This is a genomic window from Microbulbifer sp. CAU 1566, assembly GCF_023156515.1.
Lineage (GTDB): Bacteria > Pseudomonadota > Gammaproteobacteria > Pseudomonadales > Cellvibrionaceae > Microbulbifer.
Genome location: NZ_JALNMG010000004.1, coordinates 374,208 through 394,541 on the forward strand (window position 1 = coordinate 374,208; position 20,334 = coordinate 394,541).

At 58.6% G+C, this 20,334-nt stretch carries 22 protein-coding genes; 16 read left to right on the plus strand and 6 right to left on the minus strand.

Annotated features, from left to right (window positions below; genetic code table 11):
* Window positions 1-221: 221 nt before the first annotated feature.
* The 3 genes from rsmB to def form a co-directional block, all read right to left on the minus strand.
* On the minus strand, window positions 222-1,550 hold the full coding sequence (gene rsmB / locus M0G74_RS12420; RefSeq protein WP_248217445.1) for a 16S rRNA (cytosine(967)-C(5))-methyltransferase RsmB: 1,329 nt from the start codon (window positions 1,548-1,550) through the stop codon (window positions 222-224).
* A complete protein-coding gene (gene fmt / locus M0G74_RS12425) occupies window positions 1,547-2,524 on the minus strand; it encodes a methionyl-tRNA formyltransferase (protein ID WP_248217447.1) in 978 nt (325 codons plus the stop codon). The genes rsmB and fmt overlap by 4 nt, the downstream gene beginning before the upstream one ends.
* Window positions 2,525-2,727: 203 nt before the next feature.
* Window positions 2,728-3,234 carry a peptide deformylase gene (def, locus tag M0G74_RS12430; protein WP_160151850.1) on the minus strand — a complete coding sequence of 169 codons (507 nt, stop codon included), beginning with the start codon at window positions 3,232-3,234 and terminating at the stop codon, window positions 2,728-2,730.
* Window positions 3,235-3,496: 262 nt separating this feature from the next.
* Between def and M0G74_RS12435 the strand changes: the two genes are divergently transcribed.
* The 15 genes from M0G74_RS12435 (at window position 3,497) to M0G74_RS12505 (ending at window position 16,201) form a co-directional block, all read left to right on the plus strand.
* Window positions 3,497-4,564 carry a LysM domain-containing protein gene (locus tag M0G74_RS12435; protein WP_248217450.1) on the plus strand — a complete coding sequence of 356 codons (1,068 nt, stop codon included), beginning with the start codon at window positions 3,497-3,499 and terminating at the stop codon, window positions 4,562-4,564.
* 92 nt (window positions 4,565-4,656) lie between these two features.
* On the plus strand, window positions 4,657-5,814 hold the full coding sequence (gene dprA / locus M0G74_RS12440) for a DNA-processing protein DprA (protein WP_248217451.1): 1,158 nt from the start codon (window positions 4,657-4,659) through the stop codon (window positions 5,812-5,814).
* 50 nt (window positions 5,815-5,864) lie between these two features.
* On the plus strand, window positions 5,865-7,064 hold the full coding sequence (locus tag M0G74_RS12445) for a PQQ-dependent sugar dehydrogenase (RefSeq protein WP_248217453.1): 1,200 nt from the start codon (window positions 5,865-5,867) through the stop codon (window positions 7,062-7,064).
* A gap of 192 nt (window positions 7,065-7,256) precedes the next feature.
* Window positions 7,257-7,844, plus strand: a complete 588-nt coding sequence (locus tag M0G74_RS12450) for a Sua5/YciO/YrdC/YwlC family protein (RefSeq protein ID WP_248217454.1) — start codon at window positions 7,257-7,259, stop codon at window positions 7,842-7,844.
* Between the two features lie 56 nt (window positions 7,845-7,900).
* Window positions 7,901-8,806 (plus strand): oxygen-dependent coproporphyrinogen oxidase, encoded by a 906-nt coding sequence (hemF, locus tag M0G74_RS12455; protein ID WP_248217455.1) that lies wholly within the window; start codon window positions 7,901-7,903, stop codon window positions 8,804-8,806.
* Window positions 8,807-8,996: 190 nt separating this feature from the next.
* Window positions 8,997-9,431, plus strand: a complete 435-nt coding sequence (locus M0G74_RS12460; RefSeq protein WP_248217458.1) for a hypothetical protein — start codon at window positions 8,997-8,999, stop codon at window positions 9,429-9,431.
* Between the two features lie 5 nt (window positions 9,432-9,436).
* On the plus strand, window positions 9,437-9,994 hold the full coding sequence (locus M0G74_RS12465) for a hypothetical protein (RefSeq protein ID WP_248217460.1): 558 nt from the start codon (window positions 9,437-9,439) through the stop codon (window positions 9,992-9,994).
* Window positions 9,969-10,520, plus strand: coding sequence for a hypothetical protein (locus tag M0G74_RS12470; protein WP_248217461.1), 552 nt, complete (start codon window positions 9,969-9,971; stop codon window positions 10,518-10,520). The genes M0G74_RS12465 and M0G74_RS12470 overlap by 26 nt, the downstream gene beginning before the upstream one ends.
* A complete protein-coding gene (gene aroE, locus M0G74_RS12475; protein ID WP_248217463.1) occupies window positions 10,521-11,357 on the plus strand; it encodes a shikimate dehydrogenase in 837 nt (278 codons plus the stop codon).
* A gap of 397 nt (window positions 11,358-11,754) precedes the next feature.
* Window positions 11,755-12,246: a 5-(carboxyamino)imidazole ribonucleotide mutase gene (gene purE, locus M0G74_RS12480; RefSeq protein ID WP_248217465.1), complete on the plus strand. Its 492-nt coding sequence runs from the start codon at window positions 11,755-11,757 to the stop codon at window positions 12,244-12,246.
* Window positions 12,247-12,303: 57 nt separating this feature from the next.
* A complete protein-coding gene (locus M0G74_RS12485; RefSeq protein ID WP_248217467.1) occupies window positions 12,304-13,419 on the plus strand; it encodes a 5-(carboxyamino)imidazole ribonucleotide synthase in 1,116 nt (371 codons plus the stop codon).
* 279 nt (window positions 13,420-13,698) lie between these two features.
* Window positions 13,699-14,100, plus strand: a complete 402-nt coding sequence (locus M0G74_RS12490) for a hypothetical protein (RefSeq protein ID WP_248217468.1) — start codon at window positions 13,699-13,701, stop codon at window positions 14,098-14,100.
* A 29-nt stretch (window positions 14,101-14,129) separates the two neighbouring features.
* Window positions 14,130-15,053 (plus strand): LysR family transcriptional regulator, encoded by a 924-nt coding sequence (locus M0G74_RS12495; protein ID WP_248217470.1) that lies wholly within the window; start codon window positions 14,130-14,132, stop codon window positions 15,051-15,053.
* A gap of 105 nt (window positions 15,054-15,158) precedes the next feature.
* A complete protein-coding gene (locus tag M0G74_RS12500) occupies window positions 15,159-15,656 on the plus strand; it encodes a DUF2938 family protein (protein WP_248217472.1) in 498 nt (165 codons plus the stop codon).
* A gap of 26 nt (window positions 15,657-15,682) precedes the next feature.
* Window positions 15,683-16,201, plus strand: coding sequence for a hypothetical protein (locus M0G74_RS12505; RefSeq protein ID WP_248217474.1), 519 nt, complete (start codon window positions 15,683-15,685; stop codon window positions 16,199-16,201).
* A 14-nt stretch (window positions 16,202-16,215) separates the two neighbouring features.
* Here the strand turns inward: M0G74_RS12505 and M0G74_RS12510 are convergent, their stop codons facing one another.
* Window positions 16,216-16,815, minus strand: a complete 600-nt coding sequence (locus M0G74_RS12510) for a LysE/ArgO family amino acid transporter (protein WP_248217475.1) — start codon at window positions 16,813-16,815, stop codon at window positions 16,216-16,218.
* Window positions 16,816-16,914: 99 nt separating this feature from the next.
* On the opposite strand from M0G74_RS12510, the gene M0G74_RS12515 reads away from it, so the two are divergent.
* The gene (locus M0G74_RS12515; RefSeq protein WP_248217477.1) at window positions 16,915-17,814 is read left to right on the plus strand and encodes a LysR family transcriptional regulator ArgP; all 900 of its coding nucleotides are present in this window, start codon (window positions 16,915-16,917) and stop codon (window positions 17,812-17,814) included.
* 27 nt (window positions 17,815-17,841) lie between these two features.
* Here M0G74_RS12515 and M0G74_RS12520 read toward each other — a convergent pair whose 3' ends face one another.
* Complete coding sequence (locus tag M0G74_RS12520) at window positions 17,842-18,753, minus strand: arginine deiminase family protein (RefSeq protein WP_248217478.1); 912 nt, start codon at window positions 18,751-18,753, stop codon at window positions 17,842-17,844.
* A 202-nt stretch (window positions 18,754-18,955) separates the two neighbouring features.
* The gene (locus M0G74_RS12525; protein ID WP_248217480.1) at window positions 18,956-20,218 is read right to left on the minus strand and encodes a Zn-dependent hydrolase; all 1,263 of its coding nucleotides are present in this window, start codon (window positions 20,216-20,218) and stop codon (window positions 18,956-18,958) included.
* Window positions 20,219-20,334 lie beyond the last annotated feature (116 nt).

Genomic DNA, 20,334 nt, shown 5'->3' on the forward strand with positions numbered 1-20,334 from the left:
TGTCATTTCTGGCTTTAGTGCCTTGTCCGCTTAGTGCTTTTTTGGCTGGTGCGGTGGCGCCGGGGTACCGGGTGTGGGTTTTCAGGACCGCTGTGAACCCATCCCTGGGCGCTGCGGCGCAAACATCCTGTTTGCGACGCTCCTGAAAACCCACACCCGGCACCCCTGCTTCAATTCTTACTTTTTTACTTCGTAAGCAATTGTTGCCGGCTTTTGTGCGATCAACTTTCTGGCTCTGCCTTATCGATCTTGGCGTAGTAGAAGCCATCGCCCCCGTGAATACCGGGCAGCAATTGCATCCCCGCATCCTGCGGCAGCCCCCAGGGCTTATCGTTGATCAATTGCGGCGTATTGTCCCTCGCATCCGGTGTCTCCGCAATGAAGCGCGCCACTTGTTCGCTGTTTTCCTCAGGGAGTATGGAACAGGTTGCGTAGAGCAGGGTGCCGCCAGGCTTTAGCAGGCGCCACATGGCGCGCAGGATTTTGCCCTGGAGCTGGGCCAGCTCGGCGATATCTTCCGGGCGGCGCAGCAGTTTGATGTCGGGGTTGCGACGGATGACGCCGGTGGCGGAGCAGGGGGCGTCGAGGAGGATGCGGTCGTACTGTTCTCCATCCCACCAGTGTTCGGGCTCGGCGGCGTCGGCGCAGATCAGTTGGGCGCTCATGCCGAGGCGTTCGAGGTTTTCGATGACGCGGTCGAGGCGCTCTTCTTCGATATCCAGGGCGGTGAGGTCGAGGTCCGGTTGTAGCTCCAATAAATGACAGGTTTTGCCGCCGGGGGCGGCGCAGGCGTCGAGGACTTTTTCGCCGGGCTGCGGTGCCAGGAGCGGTGCGGCGAGCTGGGCGGACTGGTCCTGGATGCTGACGAGGCCGTCTTCAAAACCGGGCAGGCGGGTGACGGCGACGGGGTTTTCGAGGACGATGCCGGCGTCGGAATACTCACAGGGCTGGCCGGGGATTTCGGCACTCGCGAGTTGTTTGAGGTAATCATCGCGGCTGGTTTTGGCGGTGTTTACCCGCAGGGTCATAGGCGGGTTGCTGTTGTTGGCGGTGAAGATGGTTCTGGCTTCACTACCCCAGGCGGCCTTGATCGCTTGTTGTAGCCACTCGGGGTGGGCGGAGCTGAACTGGGGGTTGCCGGAGAGTTTGCGAGTAAGTGTTTCCTTATTGCGCAGGGCATTGCGCAGCACGCCATTGACCACGCCGGAGGCATGGCCGAGCTTGAGCGCGCGGGTGGCTTCCACGGTAGCGCCGATGGCAGCGTGGTCGGGAATGCGAGTGTATTCCAGCTGGTAGAGGCCCACCAGCATCAGCGCGGCAAGTTCTTCATCTTTGAGCGGTTTTTTCGACAGTTTGCCGAGGATCAGCTCCAATCGCGGCGCGAAGCGCGCGGTGCCGTAGCAGAGCTCGCGCAACAGCGCGCGGTTCTTGCCGCCGGCCTCATCATCGCCCAACTGTTTTTCGGCCCAGGGCAGCAGCCGCTGCAGCGAGCCGCGGTCCTGTTGCAGGCGGGCGATAACCCGGGCTGCGAGTGCGCGAGGATCATTCATGGTGCTGGCCTGTGATTGTTGCCTAGCTGAGTGCCCTTGCTGAACAGATCGCGGTAACCCTTGAGGATCTCCGACACCGGCAGGGCCTTCTTGCCCGGCAATTGTAGTTGAGTCAGGCGCAATGCCTCGCGACCACAGGCCACCAGAATACCTTCATCATCGGCACACAGAATCGTTCCGGGTGCATCGGTGTGGCAGCCCTGTTCCAGTTTTGCCGTGTAAACGCGCAGTCGCTGGGGTTTGCCCTTGGCATCCGCATATTCGGTCCAGCACACCGGAAAGGGGTTAAAGGCACGCACCTTGCGTTCGATCCCGGCAGCCGGCTCATTCCAGTCGATACACACTTCTTCCTTGGTGATTTTGCTGGCGTAATTGGCCAGCGTATCGTCCTGAACCCGCGGCTCGGCGGTACCGCTTTCCAGTAGGTTCAGGGCTTCCAGCAGCGCCGGCCCACCCAGTCCCGCCAGTTTGTCGTGCAGGCTGCCACCTGTTTCCCCGGCAGAAATCGGCGTGCGCACCTCAACCAGCACCGGGCCAGTATCCAGCCCTGCCTCCATCTGCATGATTGCCACACCGCTCTCCGCATCACCGGCTTCAACCGCTCGCTGAATCGGCGCCGCACCACGCCAGCGCGGCAGCAGGGAAGCGTGCACATTCACGCAACCCAGACGCGGCGTATCCAGCACGGCCTGGGGCAGGATCAGCCCGTAAGCCACTACCACCATCACATCCGCATTCAGCGCGGCAAGTTCCGCCTGCGCCGCCTCATCCCGCAGGGAAAGCGGCTGATAGACCGGAATCTCGTGCTCCAGTGCCAGCTGTTTAACCGGGCTCGCCAGCAACTTCTTGCCGCGCCCAGCAGGGCGATCCGGCTGGCTGTAGACGGCAATGACATTGTGCTGGCTGTCGAGCAGGGCTTGCAGGTGCTCGGCGGCAAAGTCGGGGGTGCCGGCGAAGATGATATTCAGGCTCATGTGAGTACTTTTAACTATGAGGAAGCGGACTCAACAACGAAGTCCACAAATAAGATGCGAAGTCGGGGTGCCGGGAGTGGGTTTTCAGGATCGTCGCAAACAGGATGTTTGCGCCGAAGCGCCCAGGGATGGGTTCACAGCGGTCCTGAAAACCCACTCCCGGTGCCCCGACGCCACCGGGACTTAAAAAGAAACACCCAGGATCAGGCTTTCTGCCGATGCGCCTTTTCCAGCTTGGAACGAATACGGTTCCGCTTGAGCGGCGAGATGTAATCCACAAACAGCTTGCCATCGAGGTGATCGATCTCGTGCTGGATACACACCGCCAGCAGGCCTTCCGCCTCCAGTGCGTAGGCCTCGCCGTCGCGATCCAGCGCCTTCAGGCGGATCTTGCGCGGACGCTGTACCGTCTCATAGAAACCGGGTACCGACAGACAACCTTCATCGTACTTGTGGATCTCCGGATCCAGCACCTCAACCTCCGGGTTGATCAGCACCAGAGGCTCACTCTGATCCTCCGACACGTCAATCACCACAATGCGCTCATGCACATTGATCTGCGTTGCCGCCAGGCCAACGCCCGGAGCCTCATACATGGTTTCGAACATATCCGCGATCAGCGTGCGGTGCTCATCAGTCACCTCAGTCACCGGTTCGGCAACCTTGCGCAGACGGGGATCGGGAAATTCTAGGATTTCGAGTTTGGCCATAACACCTGTGACAAACTTCTAGTCTTAGTGGAACTTGCGCTGATAACATAATGATCGCGCTTGAAATTTGCTGCTTGGGGGGCGGTTTTCGCACATTGGCAAAATTGCCAATACACGCCATTTGCGCCCCCGCAACCGATGGCTCAGGCCACTCCGGTTCAGCGTGGTGGGATTATAGCCATATAAAGCACCAGTGATAGCCATATAGAAAGAAAGCCGAAAGCGATAAAAAAGCGAAAGCGAAAAGCATAGGAATGCTTCCATGAAAAAAATAATCCTGGCCGCCGCCGCAACCCTGCTGGCGACCTTCGGCCTGCAGGCGCAAGATTCCCGCCTGAAGGCGGACCATCCGGACACTTATACCGTCCAGAAGGGCGACACCCTGTGGGATATCTCCGGACAATTCCTCTCCCAGCCCTGGTACTGGCCGGAAATCTGGCAAGTGAACCCGCAAGTGGAAAACCCACACCTTATTTACCCCGGCGACCGCCTCAATCTGGTCTACATCGACGGCCAGCCGCGCCTGGAACTGGAGCGCGCTCCCACCGCCTATAAACTGTCCCCGGCCAGCAACAACCGCCTGGGCCCGTCCGTGCGTCGTGAGCCGATTGGCAGCGCGATTCCCGCGATTCCGCTGGATGCCATCAACGCCTTCCTGTCCCGCACCCGCATTGTGGGCCCCAACGCCTTCCAGGGTGTGCCCTACGTGATCTCCGGGCAGGACCAGCGCATCCTGATGGGCGCCGGTGAAAAAATTTACGCCCGCGGTGATTTCCGTGAGCCATTGTCCTCCTACGGGATCTACCGTCCGGGCCCGGTCTACGCCGACCCCTATACCGGTGAAGAACTGGGCCAGCAGGCCCTGGATATCGGCTCCGTCGACCTGCGCCAGCTGGATGCGGACAACGCCAACAGCGAATTCGCCGTGGCCACCATGGACGTAACCCGCACCGCCCGCGATATCCGCCTGCAGGATCGCCTGCTGCCGGTAGAAGAGCGCTCCATCGCTGCATTGTTCCAGCCCGGCGCCCCCTCGGTACCGGTGGATGGGGTGATTCTCGGTGTGGATGAAGGCGTAACCCAGATTGCCAAGTACGACGTGGTGATCATGAACCGCGGCCTGCGCGAAGGCCTGGAGCCCGGCCATGTACTGGCTATCTACAAGCGCGGCGCCACCGTGCGCGACCAGCTCGCCCGCCAGAGCGTCAAACTGCCCGACGAGCGCGCCGGCCTGCTGATGGTGTTCCGCAGCTTTGAAAAAATGAGCCTGGGTCTGGTGCTGGAAGCGGACAAGCCGCTGGCCGTGATGGATTTTGTCCGCAATCCGTAATTCCATCACAGGGAACCCCTGAAAAACTACTGCGCGGGCGCCTGGAGGCGTCCGTCTTGTAGAAAGAACCAAAACATAGAACGGTATTTCGCATGGATGCGTTGACCGCCACCCTCGCGCTAATGCGCCTCGAGGGCCTTGGCATTGGCAGCTACTGGCAACTGGTAGAGCGTTTTGGCTCCGCCTGCGCCGCACTGCAGCAGCCCCCCGAATCTCTCTCCCGCAAGCTTCCCGATCGCGCCCGCACACAGCTGGCGGAATTCCAGCGTATCGAACTCGACAGTGAACTGGGCCAGTGGGCCCTGGCCGAGCGCCAGCGCTGTGCCGAAGAGTGCGTCTATCTGCTGCACTGCGAGGACGACAATTACCCGGCGCTGCTGAAGGAAATTTCGCGGCCGCCGCCGATTCTCTACGTATCCGGTGCCATTGACGCCCTGGCTCTGCCGCAAATAGCGATGGTGGGCGCGCGCCGTGCCACCCGCGCCGGGCTCGACAATGCCGAGGCCTTTGCCGCCGACCTGGCCGCGGCCGGATTCGGGATTACCTCCGGCCTGGCCCTGGGTGTGGATGCCGCGGCACACAGGGGCGCCCTCAAGGGCGGTGGCAAAACCATCGCGGTGCTGGGTACCGGCGTCGACCGGCTTTATCCTCTGCGCAATGTGGTGCTGGCGGAGGAGATTCTCGCCGCCGACGGTGCCATCGTCAGTGAAATGCCCCTGGGCACGGCGCCGGAGGCCGGCAACTTTCCCCGTCGCAATCGCATTATCTCCGGGCTCAGCCTCGGTACCTTGCTGGTGGAAGCCGCGGTGCGCTCGGGCTCACTGATCACCGCGCGGCTGGCGCTGGAGCAGAATCGCGAGGTATTCGCCATCCCCGGGTCCATCCACAATCCAATGGCGCGCGGTTGCCACCATATGATCAAGCACGGTGCCAACCTGGTGGAGACCAGTGACGATATCGTGCAGCACCTGCACGGGTTTCTTGAGGGAATGGTGCGGCAGCCCGGGCTGTTTGAAAACACGGACGTTGCGCTAGATCCAAATATGCCGGACGAACAACGGCAGTTGATCCGGGCCCTTGGCAGCGATCCCCGCAGTATCGAACAGTTGGCCCGGGACACCGGCGGCGATGCCGGCGACCTGATGGCCGGGCTGTTGCAGCTGGAGCTGGAGGGACTGGTGGAGCAGCTTCCCGGCGGCTATCAGCTGACCGGTAGCGGCGCAAAAACCCTGACCGCGCTGGCCGAATAACGCAAAAGCCGCTAGGGTCACTCCCTGAATCATTCAGGGAGTCTTCCTCTATGCCATCCTTCTCCTACCCTGCGGCCATGAATAAGCCAACCACACCGCGCTTATCCGTTGGATCCCTGTTAAAACGCCTGTGTAGCGGTAGTGCCATCATCTCGGCGCTGGCCAGTGTTCCGGCTATCGCCGCAGAAAAAGGCGAAATTTTCCTCGACCAGCTCAAGCTGCCAGAAGGTTTCAAGATCGAGGTCTACGCCAAAGATGTTCCCAACGCCCGCCATATGACCCGCGGCGACAAGGGCACCCTGTTTGTTGGCTCCATGCGTGAAGGCAAGGTCTACGCGGTACTGGATACCGATGGCGACCAGAAGGCCGATGCGGTGAAGGTGATCGCAGAAGGGCTAAAACTGCCCACTGGCGTCGCCTTCAAGGATGGCGACCTCTATGTAAGTGCCACCACCAGCATCCTGCGCTTCGACGATATCGAGTCCCGCCTCGACAACCCTCCCGCGCCCGTCACCATTACCGAGCAGTTCCCGGACAAGCACCACGGCTGGAAATACATCGCCTTCGGCCCCGACGGCTGGCTCTACGTGCCGATCGGCGCCCCGTGCAACATCTGCGATGAGAAGGACTACGCCAATATCCAGCGCCTGAAAATCGAGGGCGACAAAGTGGTCAAGACCGAAACCTGGGCGGAAGGGGTTCGCAATACCGTGGGCTTTACCTGGCATCCGCAGACCAAAGCCCTGTGGTTTACCGACAACGGCCGCGACATGCTCGGTGACGACACGCCACCCTGTGAGCTGAATACGGCGCCGGTGGCGGGCAAGCACTTCGGCTATCCCTATTGCCACGGCGGCGACATCATCGATCCGGAGTTTGGAAAAGGAGAGGGGGGTGAGGGCAAACAGTGCAGCGCCTTCGTGCCGCCGGTACAGAAGCTGGGGCCCCATGTGGCGCCGCTGGGTGTGAAGTTCTACACCGGCAGCCAGTTTCCGGACCACTACAAAAACCAGGTCCTGATCGCCGAACACGGCTCCTGGAACCGCAGCAACAAGATCGGTTACCGGGTAACCATGGTGACCCTGAACGACAAAGGGGAGGCGACTTCCTACAAACCATTTATCGATGGCTGGTTGCAGGGTGAGGAAAACTGGGGTCGACCAGTGGACCTGCTGGTGATGCCCGACGGAGCAATTCTGGTCTCTGACGACTACGCAGGAGCCATCTATCGCGTCAGCTACGACGGCTGAACCCGGCCCGCGGTTACCGGAGCTGCGTCAGGGCGCTACCTTGTCTAGGCTTCTGGTATCCGCTAAATTCCCGCGCTCCCAGAACTTTGCCACCGGTGCGACCGGTTCTGAACGCGTAAGCGCCTGCGAAACACCATTGCACAGTGATCTGTGTTGCGCAGGTGCAGACCAAGATGCAAGCGAGACCAGACTGTGTCAGACAATAAATTTTCCGCTGCCCTCAGTACCCCGCTGACGATTGCCTCTGCCGTGCGCCTGCTGGAAGCCGGCAGCGTCATCGCCCATCCCACGGAATCCGTATGGGGTCTGGCCTGTGATCCGAACAATCCCGATGCAGTCGCCCGCCTGCTCAGGCTCAAGAACCGGCCGTTGGAAAAAGGACTGATCCTGGTGTCCGGCGATCAGCACCACTTTGATTCCCTGCTGCACAACCTCAGTGGCGACCAACGCGCGCGCATCGACGAAACCTGGCCGGGTCCGGTAACCTGGCTGGTGCCACATTTTGATCAGGTACCGCCGTGGGTCTCCGGCATTCACCACAGTGTTGCCCTGCGCCACACCAACCACGGGTTTACCGCCGCATTAACGCGCGCCTTTGGCGGTGCTATCGTGTCTACCTCCGCTAACCCGGCGGGCTGCCAGCCGGCGCGGCACAAGTTCCAGGTGCTGCGCTATTTCGGTAGTGAGCTGGATTTTGTTGGCGGCGGCAATACCGGCGGCCGCACTGCTCCCAGTGAAATCCGTGATGCTGCCAGTGGCCGCATCGTGCGCGCGGGCTGAGCCGAGTCCGCGCCCGAACCCTGTCGATTCCGCCCAATAATTTTCGTGAGCATGCCATGAGCGATGTAAATATCCAGGCCGTCAAAGAGTATCTGTTGAATCTGCAGGACCGGATCTGCGTGGCCTTGTCCGCAGTAGACGGCGCAGAATTTGTGGAGGACGCCTGGGAGCGCGAGGGGGGCGGCGGTGGCCGCACCCGGGTGCTGGAGAACGGCCAGGTGATCGAGAAGGGCGGGGTGAATTTTTCCCATGTGCACGGCGACAAGCTGCCGCCGTCGGCGACCAATGCGCGCCCTGAGCTGGCGGGTCGCTCTTTTGAGGCTATGGGTGTGAGCCTGGTGATCCATCCGCGCAATCCCTACGCGCCCACCAGTCATGCGAATGTACGCCTGTTTGTGGCGCAGAAAGAGGGCGCTGAACCGGTGTGGTGGTTTGGTGGCGGTTACGACCTGACGCCTTACTACGGTTTTGAGGAAGATGTGGTGCACTGGCATCAGACGGCGAAAGATGCCTGTGCGCCTTTTGGAGAAGATATTTATCCGCGATTCAAGAAGTGGTGCGATGAGTATTTTTATCTGAAGCATCGGGATGAGGCGCGCGGTGTGGGCGGACTCTTTTTTGATGATTTTAATGAGGGCGGCTTTGAGAAGGCGTTTGGGTTTATGCAGGCGGTTGGCGATTCTTATATCGATGCCTATCTGCCGATTTTGAAGAAACGCAAAGATGCCGAATACGGTGAGCGCGAGCGCGATTTCCAGTTGTACCGTCGCGGTCGTTATGTGGAATTCAATCTGGTGTTTGACCGCGGGACTTTGTTTGGTTTGCAGAGTGGCGGTCGCACGGAATCTATCCTGATGTCGCTGCCGCCGGAAGTGCGCTGGCGCTATGACTGGCAGCCGGAAGAGGGCAGCGCCGAGGCCAAGCTCTATAGCGACTTTTTGCCGCACCGGGATTGGATCTAATTTGATCCTGTGGCGGTGCCGCTACCGTGTGTCCCTTTGCGAGACACGCCGTGAACCCATCCCTGGGGGCTCTTCTAAAACATCCCTGTTTTAGAAGGTCTCGCAAAGGGACACACGGCATCGACACCTTCGCGGAAAGTTCAGTGATTTTTAATCAAAGTGGTGCAAGCTGCTTTTAAAGGAATTCGCCATGCACAAGGCTCGTCTGGAAGATATCAATAAACTTTTTCTGGAATACCGTCGCCTGTTCGAAGCCCGTGATGCCGAACAGATTGCCGACTTCTACCGTTTTCCCCTCCATTACTATTTTTCCAACGGAAAAAAATCCGAACTCTCCCGCGAATATTTTATTGGCCGGGTAAAAAAGCTTTTGCACCTCTATCAAACGCTGGGTGTCACCCAGATTGTCGGCGCGGTGACGGATGTGATCGAGTTGAATGAAAACACCAGCCTGGCGACATTGAACTGGGTGTTGCTGGATGCGAGCGGTGAAAAGCCGAGGCAGATTTACAGTGCAATCACGCGCTATATGGTGTGCGAGTTTGACGGCGAATTGAAAATCAATGGTCTAATTGGTGTAAATGAAACTAAGCAACTTAAATATGCGATCAAAGGTCGGAGTTAAATGTCTTGATTGATAAAATAATTGAAGATGTTTCTGATATTGTTGCAATAATTGCTGCTGTTATTTCGTTGCTTGCGTTAGTAATGGCAATTTTAAGTTACCGAGTTTCAAGGCGTGCATTGAGAATATCTGAACAGGAGTTCGCAGAGAAAAAACTGCCCTTGAAAGAGTATTTAATTGATTCTTTCCGATTTGATGATGGGGAAAGGCGATTTATAGCTTTTTCTTTAAGGTTTTCAAATGTTTCTGCATCGAGTAGGACACTTTCTACTTTTGATCTTGAAGTGCACCTTGCTGATGGCCAGAAAATATTTTGTTCACCATATAATTATATTTTGCCGAATCATCTTCTCTTTGGCCAAGAGATGTTGGGTGTACCGTTGAATATAAGCCCCAAAACAGTGGTATCTGGGTGGGTGGTTTTCGCGATCCCAAGAAAGGCTTTTGGCTTCTCGGCGATTGAAAAATATAAGGTGAGCGCAAAAACCGATGATAATTTTGACGTTAGCATGGAAGTATTTTTAGTTCGGTATTGTGATGTTAAAGAAGAAGTCAAAATATAGTGATAATCATTTCGTTCCCGTAGTTCGCACGGGTGGAATTGCTACTGCTGAACTTGGAGAGGGGCGTCTGATTCCGGTTTTGATTCTTGATTGCAAAAATCATAAAAGCTTACTGGAGTTGATATATTTGCATGAAGATTCTCCGCCTGGGGATGTAAAGTGTACTTGGGGAGCAAATAGCAAGTTTTTTTATTTGTTATTTGATTTCTCAAGGCCCACCGAAGTGAGTTGTGGAGTCAAGTTCGAAATATCCAGCCAATGGAGGGTTGCCGACGGAATAGTGCGGGCCAAGGGTGTTTATTTGCAACCAATTGATTCCGGTGAAAATGTTCTGGCTGGAATACATAATTCGAAAGTGTTAGTGGAGGTTTCGCCTGAGGCAAAAATGGAAGATTGGGATGCGAGAATTATCAAGTTTCTTCGAAAAAAACTCAGAAAAAATGGTTTCACAAGAAAAGACTCAATTTCTGCATCTAAGTCGACTCTAGATGAAAATAGAGAATTTTGGGCGCAAAAAGTTAATTAAATGATTAGACGCACAGATATTTATGCCGTCATTGGTAATCCGATCACGCAGTCAATGTCTCCGGTGATTCACGCGGCCTTTGCCGAAGAGACCAATCAGGATCTGGAGTACGGAAAGCTGTTTGCAGAAGTGGACGACTTCAAGGTGGTGGTGGATGAGTTTTTTTCTTCCGGGGCTAAAGGACTGAATGTCACAGCGCCTTTTAAGCTGGACGCGTTTGAATATGCCAATGAACTGACCGAGCGCGCGCATGCCGCGGGTGCGGTGAATACCCTGGCGCGACAGCCTGATGGAACGTTTCTTGGTGACAATACCGACGGCCCCGGGCTGGTGTCGGATATTCGCGATCACCTGGGCTGGACGATCGCGGGCAAAAAGGTACTGGTGCTGGGCGCCGGCGGTGCTACCCGCGGTACTCTGCTGCCGCTGCTGAACGAAAAGCCGATGCAGTTGCATATCGCTAATCGCACCGCGTCCAAGGCACAACAGCTGGCCGAAGAATTTGCCGGGTATGGCGAGCTGACTGCCAGCGGCCTCGACGACATTCCCGCGGGCTTTGAGCTGATTATCAACGCCAGCGCTGCAGGCCTGTCCGGTGAGCGGCCGCAGATCAGTGAGGCCGTAATTGGGCCCGATTGCTGCGCCTACGACATGGTTTACGGTGCCGAGCCGACGGCATTTATGTGCTGGGCGGCGCCACTTGGCGCGAAGACCGCCGACGGACTGGGCATGCTGGTGGGGCAGGCGGCGGAGGCGTTTGCCCTGTGGCGCGGGGTACGCCCGTCGGTAGAGCCCGTGTTGGCAATGTTGCGCGATGAGTTACGTCGCAAACAGTAAACGGACGCCAGCTTAACCGACCAGAACCGTTTCTTCCCTGAAACTCTTCAACACCATGCGGTCACGGATAGGTGCCGTGACCGCCACGCCACACTATCGTTAGCCTTGGAATCGCTGTCCCGGCCGGGAATTTTCGGCCCGTGTTCGGCGTGAGGCATGGGGTTTCTGCGGTCGATGCGCTAAAACGCTGTAGAAATCCGCTGAAACTGGCCGGAAAACGCCGCGCAGCGTACTTTTCCGGCCGAGTTTTGGTATCCTCTCGCCCCTAATTTTTGGGCCCGGTCGGCGTTAACTGTCGTATGCGGTTAGGCGAGGCCCCGTTTTCCCTGGCTCTTTCCCGCTGCCATCGGCAATTTTCGACCCCGCGGCACCGGCGAAACACTGGAGTTATCCACAAGTGAAACAGCTTCCCTTCGAGAAAGTCACCATCGTAATGGGCTCCCAGTCCGACTGGCCGACCATGGAAATGGCGACAAAGCCACTGACCGATCTGGGTGTGGCCTTCGCCACCGCCGTGGTGTCTGCCCACCGCACGCCCCAGCGCATGGTGGAGTTTGCGACCACTGCCCACGAGCGCGGTACCCAGGTGATCATCGCCGGTGCCGGCGGTTCCGCGCACCTGCCGGGCATGATCGCGGCCATGACCCCGCTGCCGGTCATCGGTGTGCCGGTGGCGAGCAAGTTCATGACCGGTATGGATAGCCTGCTGTCCATCGTGCAGATGCCCAAGGGCGTTGCCGTTGCCACCCAGGCGGTGGGCGCTTCCGGCGCCTTCAACGCTGGCCTGATGGCGGCGCAGATACTGTCCCTGACAGACCCGGAACTGCAGAAGCGTCTTATCCAGTGGCGCGAACAGCAGAGTGCGGGCGTGCCGTTCGAAGTCGAATAATCAGAAGTTGAATAAGCCGGTTTGAGATTACTGAACGTTTACGAGGTGTAGCGGAAAATGACGGTCAGACGCGTAGGTATTGTTGGTTGCGGCCAGCTGGCACAGATGATGGCCCAGGAGGCTCGCCCGCTGGGAATCGAGTTCAGTTTCCTCGCCGAGGGCGGTGAGAACACCACTTGTGTGGAAGGGCTGGGCACCATTGTCGACGCTGGGGATGGCGCGGATATCGAAGCGCTGTACAAAGCCATGGGTAGTCCGGAAGTGATCACCGCTGAGCGCGAAGGTGTGGATGCCGAACTGCTGCGCGCACTGGAAAAGTTCTGTCCGGTGTACCCGCGCCCGGACGCGTTTGAAAAAACCCAGCACCGCGTGCGTGAAAAAACCGCAATCACCGAGGCGGGCCTGCCGGTGGCCCCTTTCCGCCCTGCTAACAATTACGATGAAATCTGTGCGGCGGTGAAAGAGCTGGGTTATCCATCGTTTATCAAAAGCTGTGAACACGGCTACGACGGTAAGAATCAGTGGCGGGTGAACAGCGATCAGGACCTGGCCGCGATTGCAGACCAGGTGCCCGCGCAGGAATACGTGGTAGAGAAGGGCATCAACTTCTCCCGCGAAGTTTCCCTGATCGGCGCGCGCACCGCCGACGGCAAGGTGGTGACCTATCCGCTGGCAGAAAATGATCACTACAAGGGTACGCTGCTGGTTTCCACCGCACCGGCTCCGCATGTGGATGAAAAGCTGCAGACTACTGCGGAGGAATATCTCTCTACTCTGATGAATGCCTGGGATTACGTGGGCGTGCTGGCGATGGAGTGCTTCGTCACCGACGACGGCCTGCTGATTAACGAGCTGGCTCCGCGGGTGCACAACAGTGGTCACTGGACTTTGGCCGGCGCCAAGACCAGCCAGTTTGCCAATCACGTGCGCGCGATTCTCGGTATGCCGCTGGGCGAAACCGGCTGCGATCGCGTGGCGGTAATGATCAATATGCTGGGTGTGGATAAAAAGCCGGAGCTGGCCAATGAGGGTGTCTGGTCTTACGGTAAGGAGCTGCGCCCGGGCCGCAAAATGGGCCACGTGATCTTGCTGGACGACACTCAGGACGCGTTGGCCGCGCGCATCGACAGCATGCTTGAAGAACTCTACGGCCCGAGCAAACGCCCCGCCTGATTATTCTGGTGGCGGTGACGCTACCGGGTACAGCTTTGTGAGACACGGGCTAGGCGCCCCCCCTCAACCCACCCATGGGGGCTCTTCTGCGAGGTCCCTCTCGCAGAAGGTCTCACAAAGCTGTACCCGGCATCGCCACCTTCGCCCCCGACTCTTTAGATATTTACAACTTCTGAAATCCTAACTCTCCTACATTCATTTCAAATGAATCTGGCATACTGGGACCCAATTTCTCTGCAATTTATATTGCGGCAGTTTTTAGTTTTTGGGGGTTAGCCAGTGCGAGAATTTATAAAAAATCTTTCCATCTGTTTTACCGCCGGCGCTGTCGCCGGGCTGGGTTATGCACTCGGTTTGTGGGCGTTGGGCCACTACGGTATTACGCGCGCGCTATCGGTCGATATAGCCCCCTACCTTTCCAATGCTTACATCTACCAGCGTGTTGTATGGGGCGGTGTCTGCGGGCTTATTTTCCTGCTGCCGTGGCGCAAGAGCTGGGTTTCCCGCGGTTTTCTGCTGTCACTGATTCCCGCCGGGATTCTGCTGTTGGTGTTGTTGCCCATGCGCGGTCTGGGTATCGGCGCACTGGCGCTCGGAACCCTGACGCCGCTGGTGATTGTTCTGGCCTGTGCCGCAGGTGGGATTGCCGGGTCTGCATGGCTCAGAGCACAGGGAAAATAAATTGGTAGAAGTGGCAGGGAGCCAGTCGTTTGCGAAATCTCAGTCTCGATCAGCTGCAGTTGTTTGTCAGTGCCTGTGAGCTCGGCTCTTTTTCTGCGGTAGCGCGTGATGTCGGTCGCGCGCAGTCCGCGGTGAGTGCGCAAATCCAGAACCTGGAACTGGATCTCGGTCTCGAGCTGTTTGATCGCAGCGGCAAGTTTCCTAAGCCCACGGGCGTTGCACTGGCATTGCTGCCCCTGGCTCACCAGGCCATTGGCCAGCTGCGCCGCCTGCAACAGGCGGCGGATTCCTATGAGCGGGGCGAAGAGTCACAGCTGCGAATTCTGTTTGAAGAGCAGGTGATGCCGGATCGGCTTAACGATATGCTCGCTGCATTTGCCGAACAGTTTCCCAATACGTTGATCCATGCCAGCAGTGTCGGTGGCGACGATGCCGTTGGCCAGATAGGCCGGGGCGAGGCGGATTTTGCGTTCGTAACCGCCCGCGATACTTACCCGGGAGAAGTGAGCTCCAACAATCTCGGGCAACAGCAGATACTCACCCTTGCCGCGCCGGAGCACCCCCTTGCACAAATGCCCGCTGCCAGTCTGGCCGAGGCCGCTGACCACCGGCAGATTCTGATTGCCGGTAGCAGTGCCACTGCTACGGCAGACCGCGGCCATATCAATCCACAGAACCAGGTCGCCGCACAATGCTGGCGTACGGACTCCCTGCTGCAGGGGCTGGAGCTGGCCAGTAAAGGGGTGGGTTGGATCAATGCGCCCTTCGAGTTGGCGCGCCCATTTCTGAAAAGTGGCCGCCTGGTGGAGTTGAACCTTACCAGTGCGCTCTCCGCCTGGAGCCTCGGTGTCGATCTGCTCTGGTCCAATCGCACACCCCAGGGTGTCGCCGGGCGCTGGTTCGCGCGCGAGGCGCACCGCCTTTATGGCAACTACTACAGTCCTCCCCAGTAGAACGCCGCTCACCTATCTATAAATCCGATAGATACCAACTTTTCCCAAAGTAATTTCCAGTAGAAACTGCGTTCCAATTTTGAATGGAAGCGGTGAGGTACGCGCATGAGCGAATTCTGGTCCTGGATCGGCTACAGCCTTGTATTGGGGGTCGGTGCAACCTTGGCTTGCGACCTCTGGGGGCAGCTGGTGCGCCTGGTTACGGGCATTCCCCCACTGGATTGGCGTCTTGTAGGCCGCTGGCTGGGGCATATGCCCGGCCAGTTCCGCCACGACAGTATTGGCAGGGCGCGGCCGGTTCGCGGAGAGGCCCTACTGGGCTGGACCGCCCACTACCTTACCGGGGTGCTGCTGGCCGCGGCGCTGCTGGGCCTATTCGGCATCGACTGGGTGGAGACCCCCCGTTTTTTTGAAGCGCTCGGATTCGGTCTGGCAACGGTGCTGTTGCCGTTTTTTATCATGCAGCCGGCGCTGGGAGCCGGCATTGCCGCGCGCCGCACCCCGCAGCCAATGCGCGCGCGATTATTGAGTTTGTGCACCCACGGCGCTTTTGGCGTGGGGCTCTGGTGTAGCGCGATACTGCTCAATGCGCTGCATGGATAATTTTGGTCAAAAATCGGAGGTGAATCATGGATAGCAAATTCGCACAGCAACAACTCACTGCATTTGGCGAACACTACCGCTACGACGTCGGTTACCTGCAGGAATTTTTGCAGGTGGCACCGGAGGGGTTTGAAATTTTCCAGGGCTTCCAACCCCTTTCCACCTACCGGTCGAAGCTGCCGCTGGATATTTACTGGGTCAGTCGCTTGGCGGCGATGCAGGTAGCGGACTGCGGGGAATGCCTGCAGTTATCGGTGCGCATGGCGCTGGAGGCAGGGGTGGATAAGGCGCTGGTGAAGTCGTGCATCGAGGGTGGCAGCCGACTGCCAGAGAACCTGAAAGACATTTTCGATTTTGCCACGGCGGTGGCGAGCTATCGCGTGATTGACCCGCAGCTGGATACGCGCATCGATCAGCAGCTGGACAAGGCCCAGCGTATCGAGCTGGGCATTTGTGTGGCGACCGCGTCGGTGTACCCGACCATCAAGCGCGCGCTGGGTATTGCCCAGCGCTGTAGCCTGATGGAAATTGAATACGCCGCGTGAGCGGCGCCGGGTCATTACTTCAATATCAGGCCCGCGGCAATGGTCAACATCATTGCGGCAATACCGAAGTCGATAAACCGCCATACCGTTGGGCGCGCCAGCCAGGGCGAGAGCCAGGCAGCGCCCAGCGCCAGGCCAAAAAACCATGTGATGGACGCGCTAACCGCGCCCAGTGCATAGGCCCCGGGCTCTGTCTGTTGTGCGCCGAGTGATCCAACCAATAGCACGGTGTCCAGATAGACATGGGGATTGAGCAGTGTCACCGCCAGTGCCATCAGCAATACCTTGGCCATAGAGCGGGCCTTTTCTGTTTTGCGGTTTTGCAGACCCACGGGGCGCAGGGCGCGGACGAGTGCCTGAATACCGTACCAGGTCAGGAAGGCCGCTCCGCCCCACCGCGCCACCGCGATTAATTGCGGACTTTCCACAAGCAGTGCCGCGAGTCCAAAAACCCCGATACAGATGAGAATCGCATCGCAGAGTGCACAGATTGCTGCCACCTGGATGTGGTATTCCCGCCGAACCCCCTGCGTTAGCAAAAAGGCATTCTGTGCGCCAATCGCAATAATCAGGCCCGCACCGAGCATTAACCCACTGAAATAGCTGTGCAACATCGTATTTGCGTACTCGAAAATCCGAAACAGTGGCTAGTCTGTAGCGAACCTTGCTATAAGAAAAACAAGTTTTACTAATCCTATATTAGAAAAATTAATATGTTCGATTACAAACTGCTGGCCGCACTCGCTGCGGTGGTGGAGCAGACCGGGTTTGAGCGGGCCGCACTGGCGCTGGGTTTGTCACAGTCCGCGGTTTCCCAGCGCATCAAGCTGCTGGAGGCCCGTGTCGGTCAGCCGGTATTGCTGCGTGGATCGCCGCCCAGGCCCACGGAAGTGGGGCGCCGTCTGCTGAACCATGTGCAACAAGTGCGCCTGCTGGAGCGGGATATTCAGGGCCAGATCCCCGCGTTGATGGAAGCGGGGACGGGGCCAGAAAGACTGAGGATTGCCATCAATGCCGACAGTCTGGCGACCTGGTGGGCCCCCGCTATTTCGACATTTTGCAGCGCACGCAACCTGGTGCTGGATCTGGTGGTCGAGGATCAGGAAGTGGGACTCAAGCGCATGCGAACCGGTGACGTGGCTGCGTGTGTGTGCGGCGCGGCGAAGGCGGTGTCTGGTGCGCGCAGTATTGCCCTCGGTGCCATGCGCTATCGCGCTCTGGCTAGTCCTGCGTACATTCGCCGCTATTTTCCGCAGGGTGTCGATACCGTCACGCTGGCAAAATCGCCCGCGGTAGTCTTTGGTCCGGATGATTCCCTGCAGCATCGCTACCTGGAGTCGCTAGGGTTTGACGGGGCTTTTCCGTATCACCTGTGCCCCTCGTCAGAGGGATTTGTGCGCCTGGTGGCCAATGGTCTTGGCTGGGGGCTGGTGCCGGAATTACAGGCGCAAGAGGCTCTGGCGAGGGGCGAGTTGGTAGAGCTGTTGCCGGAGCGGCCCATTGATGTGCCGCTCTATTGGCACCACTGGCGCACGGGCGGTGAGCTGTTGGAGGCGCTCACCGGCGAGCTGTTGCGCACCGCCGGCAAGCTGCTGGTAGCCACGGGCAGCTAGCAAACAACCCGATTTCTCCGCTCCGGATTATCCGGGCTTGCGCGCAAGCGGCTGGCACATGCAGTGCACGCCGCCACCGCCGGCGGTGATCATGGAGATATCCGGGTCGATCACTTCCAGGCCGTGGGCGCGGCATTTTTCTTTCAATTCGGTGTTGTCGGACGGCAGCATGACGCGGTCGTTGCCGAGCGCCACCACGTTCACACCGAGCTCCATCACCTGCGGGTAGGAGATGTCGATAATTTCGAAGTTGCGGGATTTGAACCACTGCACCAGTTCCGGTTCGACGGCATCCACACATACGGCGACGAGTTTTTCTGCCAGTGCGGCTACCAGCACGTCGATGTGCAGGAAGTAGGGGTCAAACTCGTAGCCCTTCACTTCCCAGCCTTCTTTTTCGATCCAGCTTTTCATCTGGTTGAAGCCCTGGGGTGAGGTGCGCTCGCCGCTGTAGCCACACAGGATGACACCGGGTTCCAGCACCATAAAGTCGCCGCCCTCTAAACTGCCGGCGGTGATGATGTCGTAAATGGGGATGTCGAGTTTCTGGTAGGTCTTTACTACATCGACCCATTCGCCGCGGCGCCAGGGGGAGTACATCTGGGTGACGATGGGGCCCCAGGGGGTCATGACGCTGCTGTCGCGGGCGTAGAGCTGGTAGGGCAGGTTGGCGTCGGCGGGCAGCAGGTGGGTGGTGACGCCGGCGTGTTTGTAGGCGTCGAGCATTTCCTGGTGCTGGCGTTTGGCGACGGCGGCGTCGAACTGACGGCCGAGGCGCACGGAGCGGCGGGAGGCGGCATTGCCCATCTGCCAGGTGTAGTTGTCGATGGGGCCGACGAGCAGGTCGGTGAGGACGCCGTATTCGGAGTCGATGCCCCAGTTTTTCAGTGGCGCGGTATCGCCGTTGTCATTGCGGTGTTTGTAAGTAAATTCGGTCATTGTGGTTCTCTGCGAGTTCGGTGGTTTACGGGAGCTCTGTTTCGGCTCCGTGGCGCTCCTGCTACCGGTGACCAATCGCGAGACACGCCGTGAACCCATCCCTGGGGGCTCTTCTAAAACATCCCTGTTTTAGAAGGTCTCGCGAATGGCCCCCGGCATCAGGAGCTTCGCGTTGAATTTATTTACTCTGTTAGAGAGATATTTAGGCCGCGCTTTTTGCCATTTTCAGCATCGCGTGCAGCAGCACGTTTGCGCCGGCTTCCAGATCTTCTGGCTCCGCGTTTTCCGCTTCGTTGTGGCTCAGGCCTTTTTCGCAGGGCACGAAGATCATGCTGGTGGGCGCTACGCGGGAGATGTACACGGAGTCGTGGCCGGCACCGGAGACCATCTCTTTGTTGCTGTAGCCGAGTTCGGCCACTGAGCTGCGCACGGCTTCGACACACTTGGGGTCAAAGGCGACGGCCGGGGAGCGCCATTCGTCGCGGATATCGTGTTCGAGGCCGATGTCGTCGGCGACGCGGGCGGCGATTTCGCGGAAGCGCTGGTCCATGGCGTCAAGGATTTTCTGGTCCGGGTGGCGCAGGTCGACGGCGAGGACGAGCTTTTCTGGCACGGTGTTGCGGCTGCCGGGTTCGACGCGGATGTCGCCGAAGGTGGCGCGGGCCCAGGGGCCGTGCTCGGCGGCGAGTTTGTAGAGTTCGTCGAGGATGCGGTGCAGGCCCATAAACGGGTCGCGACGGGTTTCCATGGGGCTGGGGCCGGCGTGGCAGGGCTGGCCGATGAGGGTGAGGTCGTACCAGTACATGCCCTGCACGCCGCTCAATACGCCGATGGTTTTCTGTTCGGCTTCCAGAATGGGGCCCTGTTCGATGTGTACCTCGAAGGCGGCGGCGAGCGGGCGCGGTTTGGCGGGGGTGTCGCCCTTGTAGCCGATGCGCGCGAGTTCTTCGCCGAAGGTTTTACCCTCTTTGTCCTTACGGGCGTAGGCGTAGTCGAGATCGAACTCTCCGGCCCAGACCCCGGAGCCGATCATGGCGGGGGAGAAGCGAGCGCCTTCCTCGTTGGTCCACACGGCAACTTCCAGCGGCGCTTCGGTTTCGATGTCGGCGTCGTTCAGGCTGCGCACCACTTCGAGGCCGGCGAGCACGCCGTAAACACCGTCAAACTTGCCGCCGGTGGGCTGGGTGTCGAGGTGCGAGCCTGTGAGCACCGGTGGCAGATCCGGGTTTTTACCGGGGCGTTGGGCGAAGATATTCCCCACTTCATCGAAAGTGACGCTGCAACCGGCATCCTGGCACCACTTTACGAAGAGGTCACGGCCCTGTTTGTCGAGGTCGGTGAGGGCCTGGCGGTTGCAGCCGCCCTTGTCGGTGGCGCCGATGGCGGCCATCTCCATCAGGGAGCCCCACAGGCGCAGGCCATTGATGCGCACTTGAGGGGCGCGGACTTGGTGGGTGTCGGTCATGGAATGCATCCGGAGTTTTATTGTGTGAATGGATGTATAGGGTTTAGCACAAGTCTATGGTTTGATTTTGCGAACACAATTAACATTTAATTGCCGTATTGGTGCCAAAAAGGCAC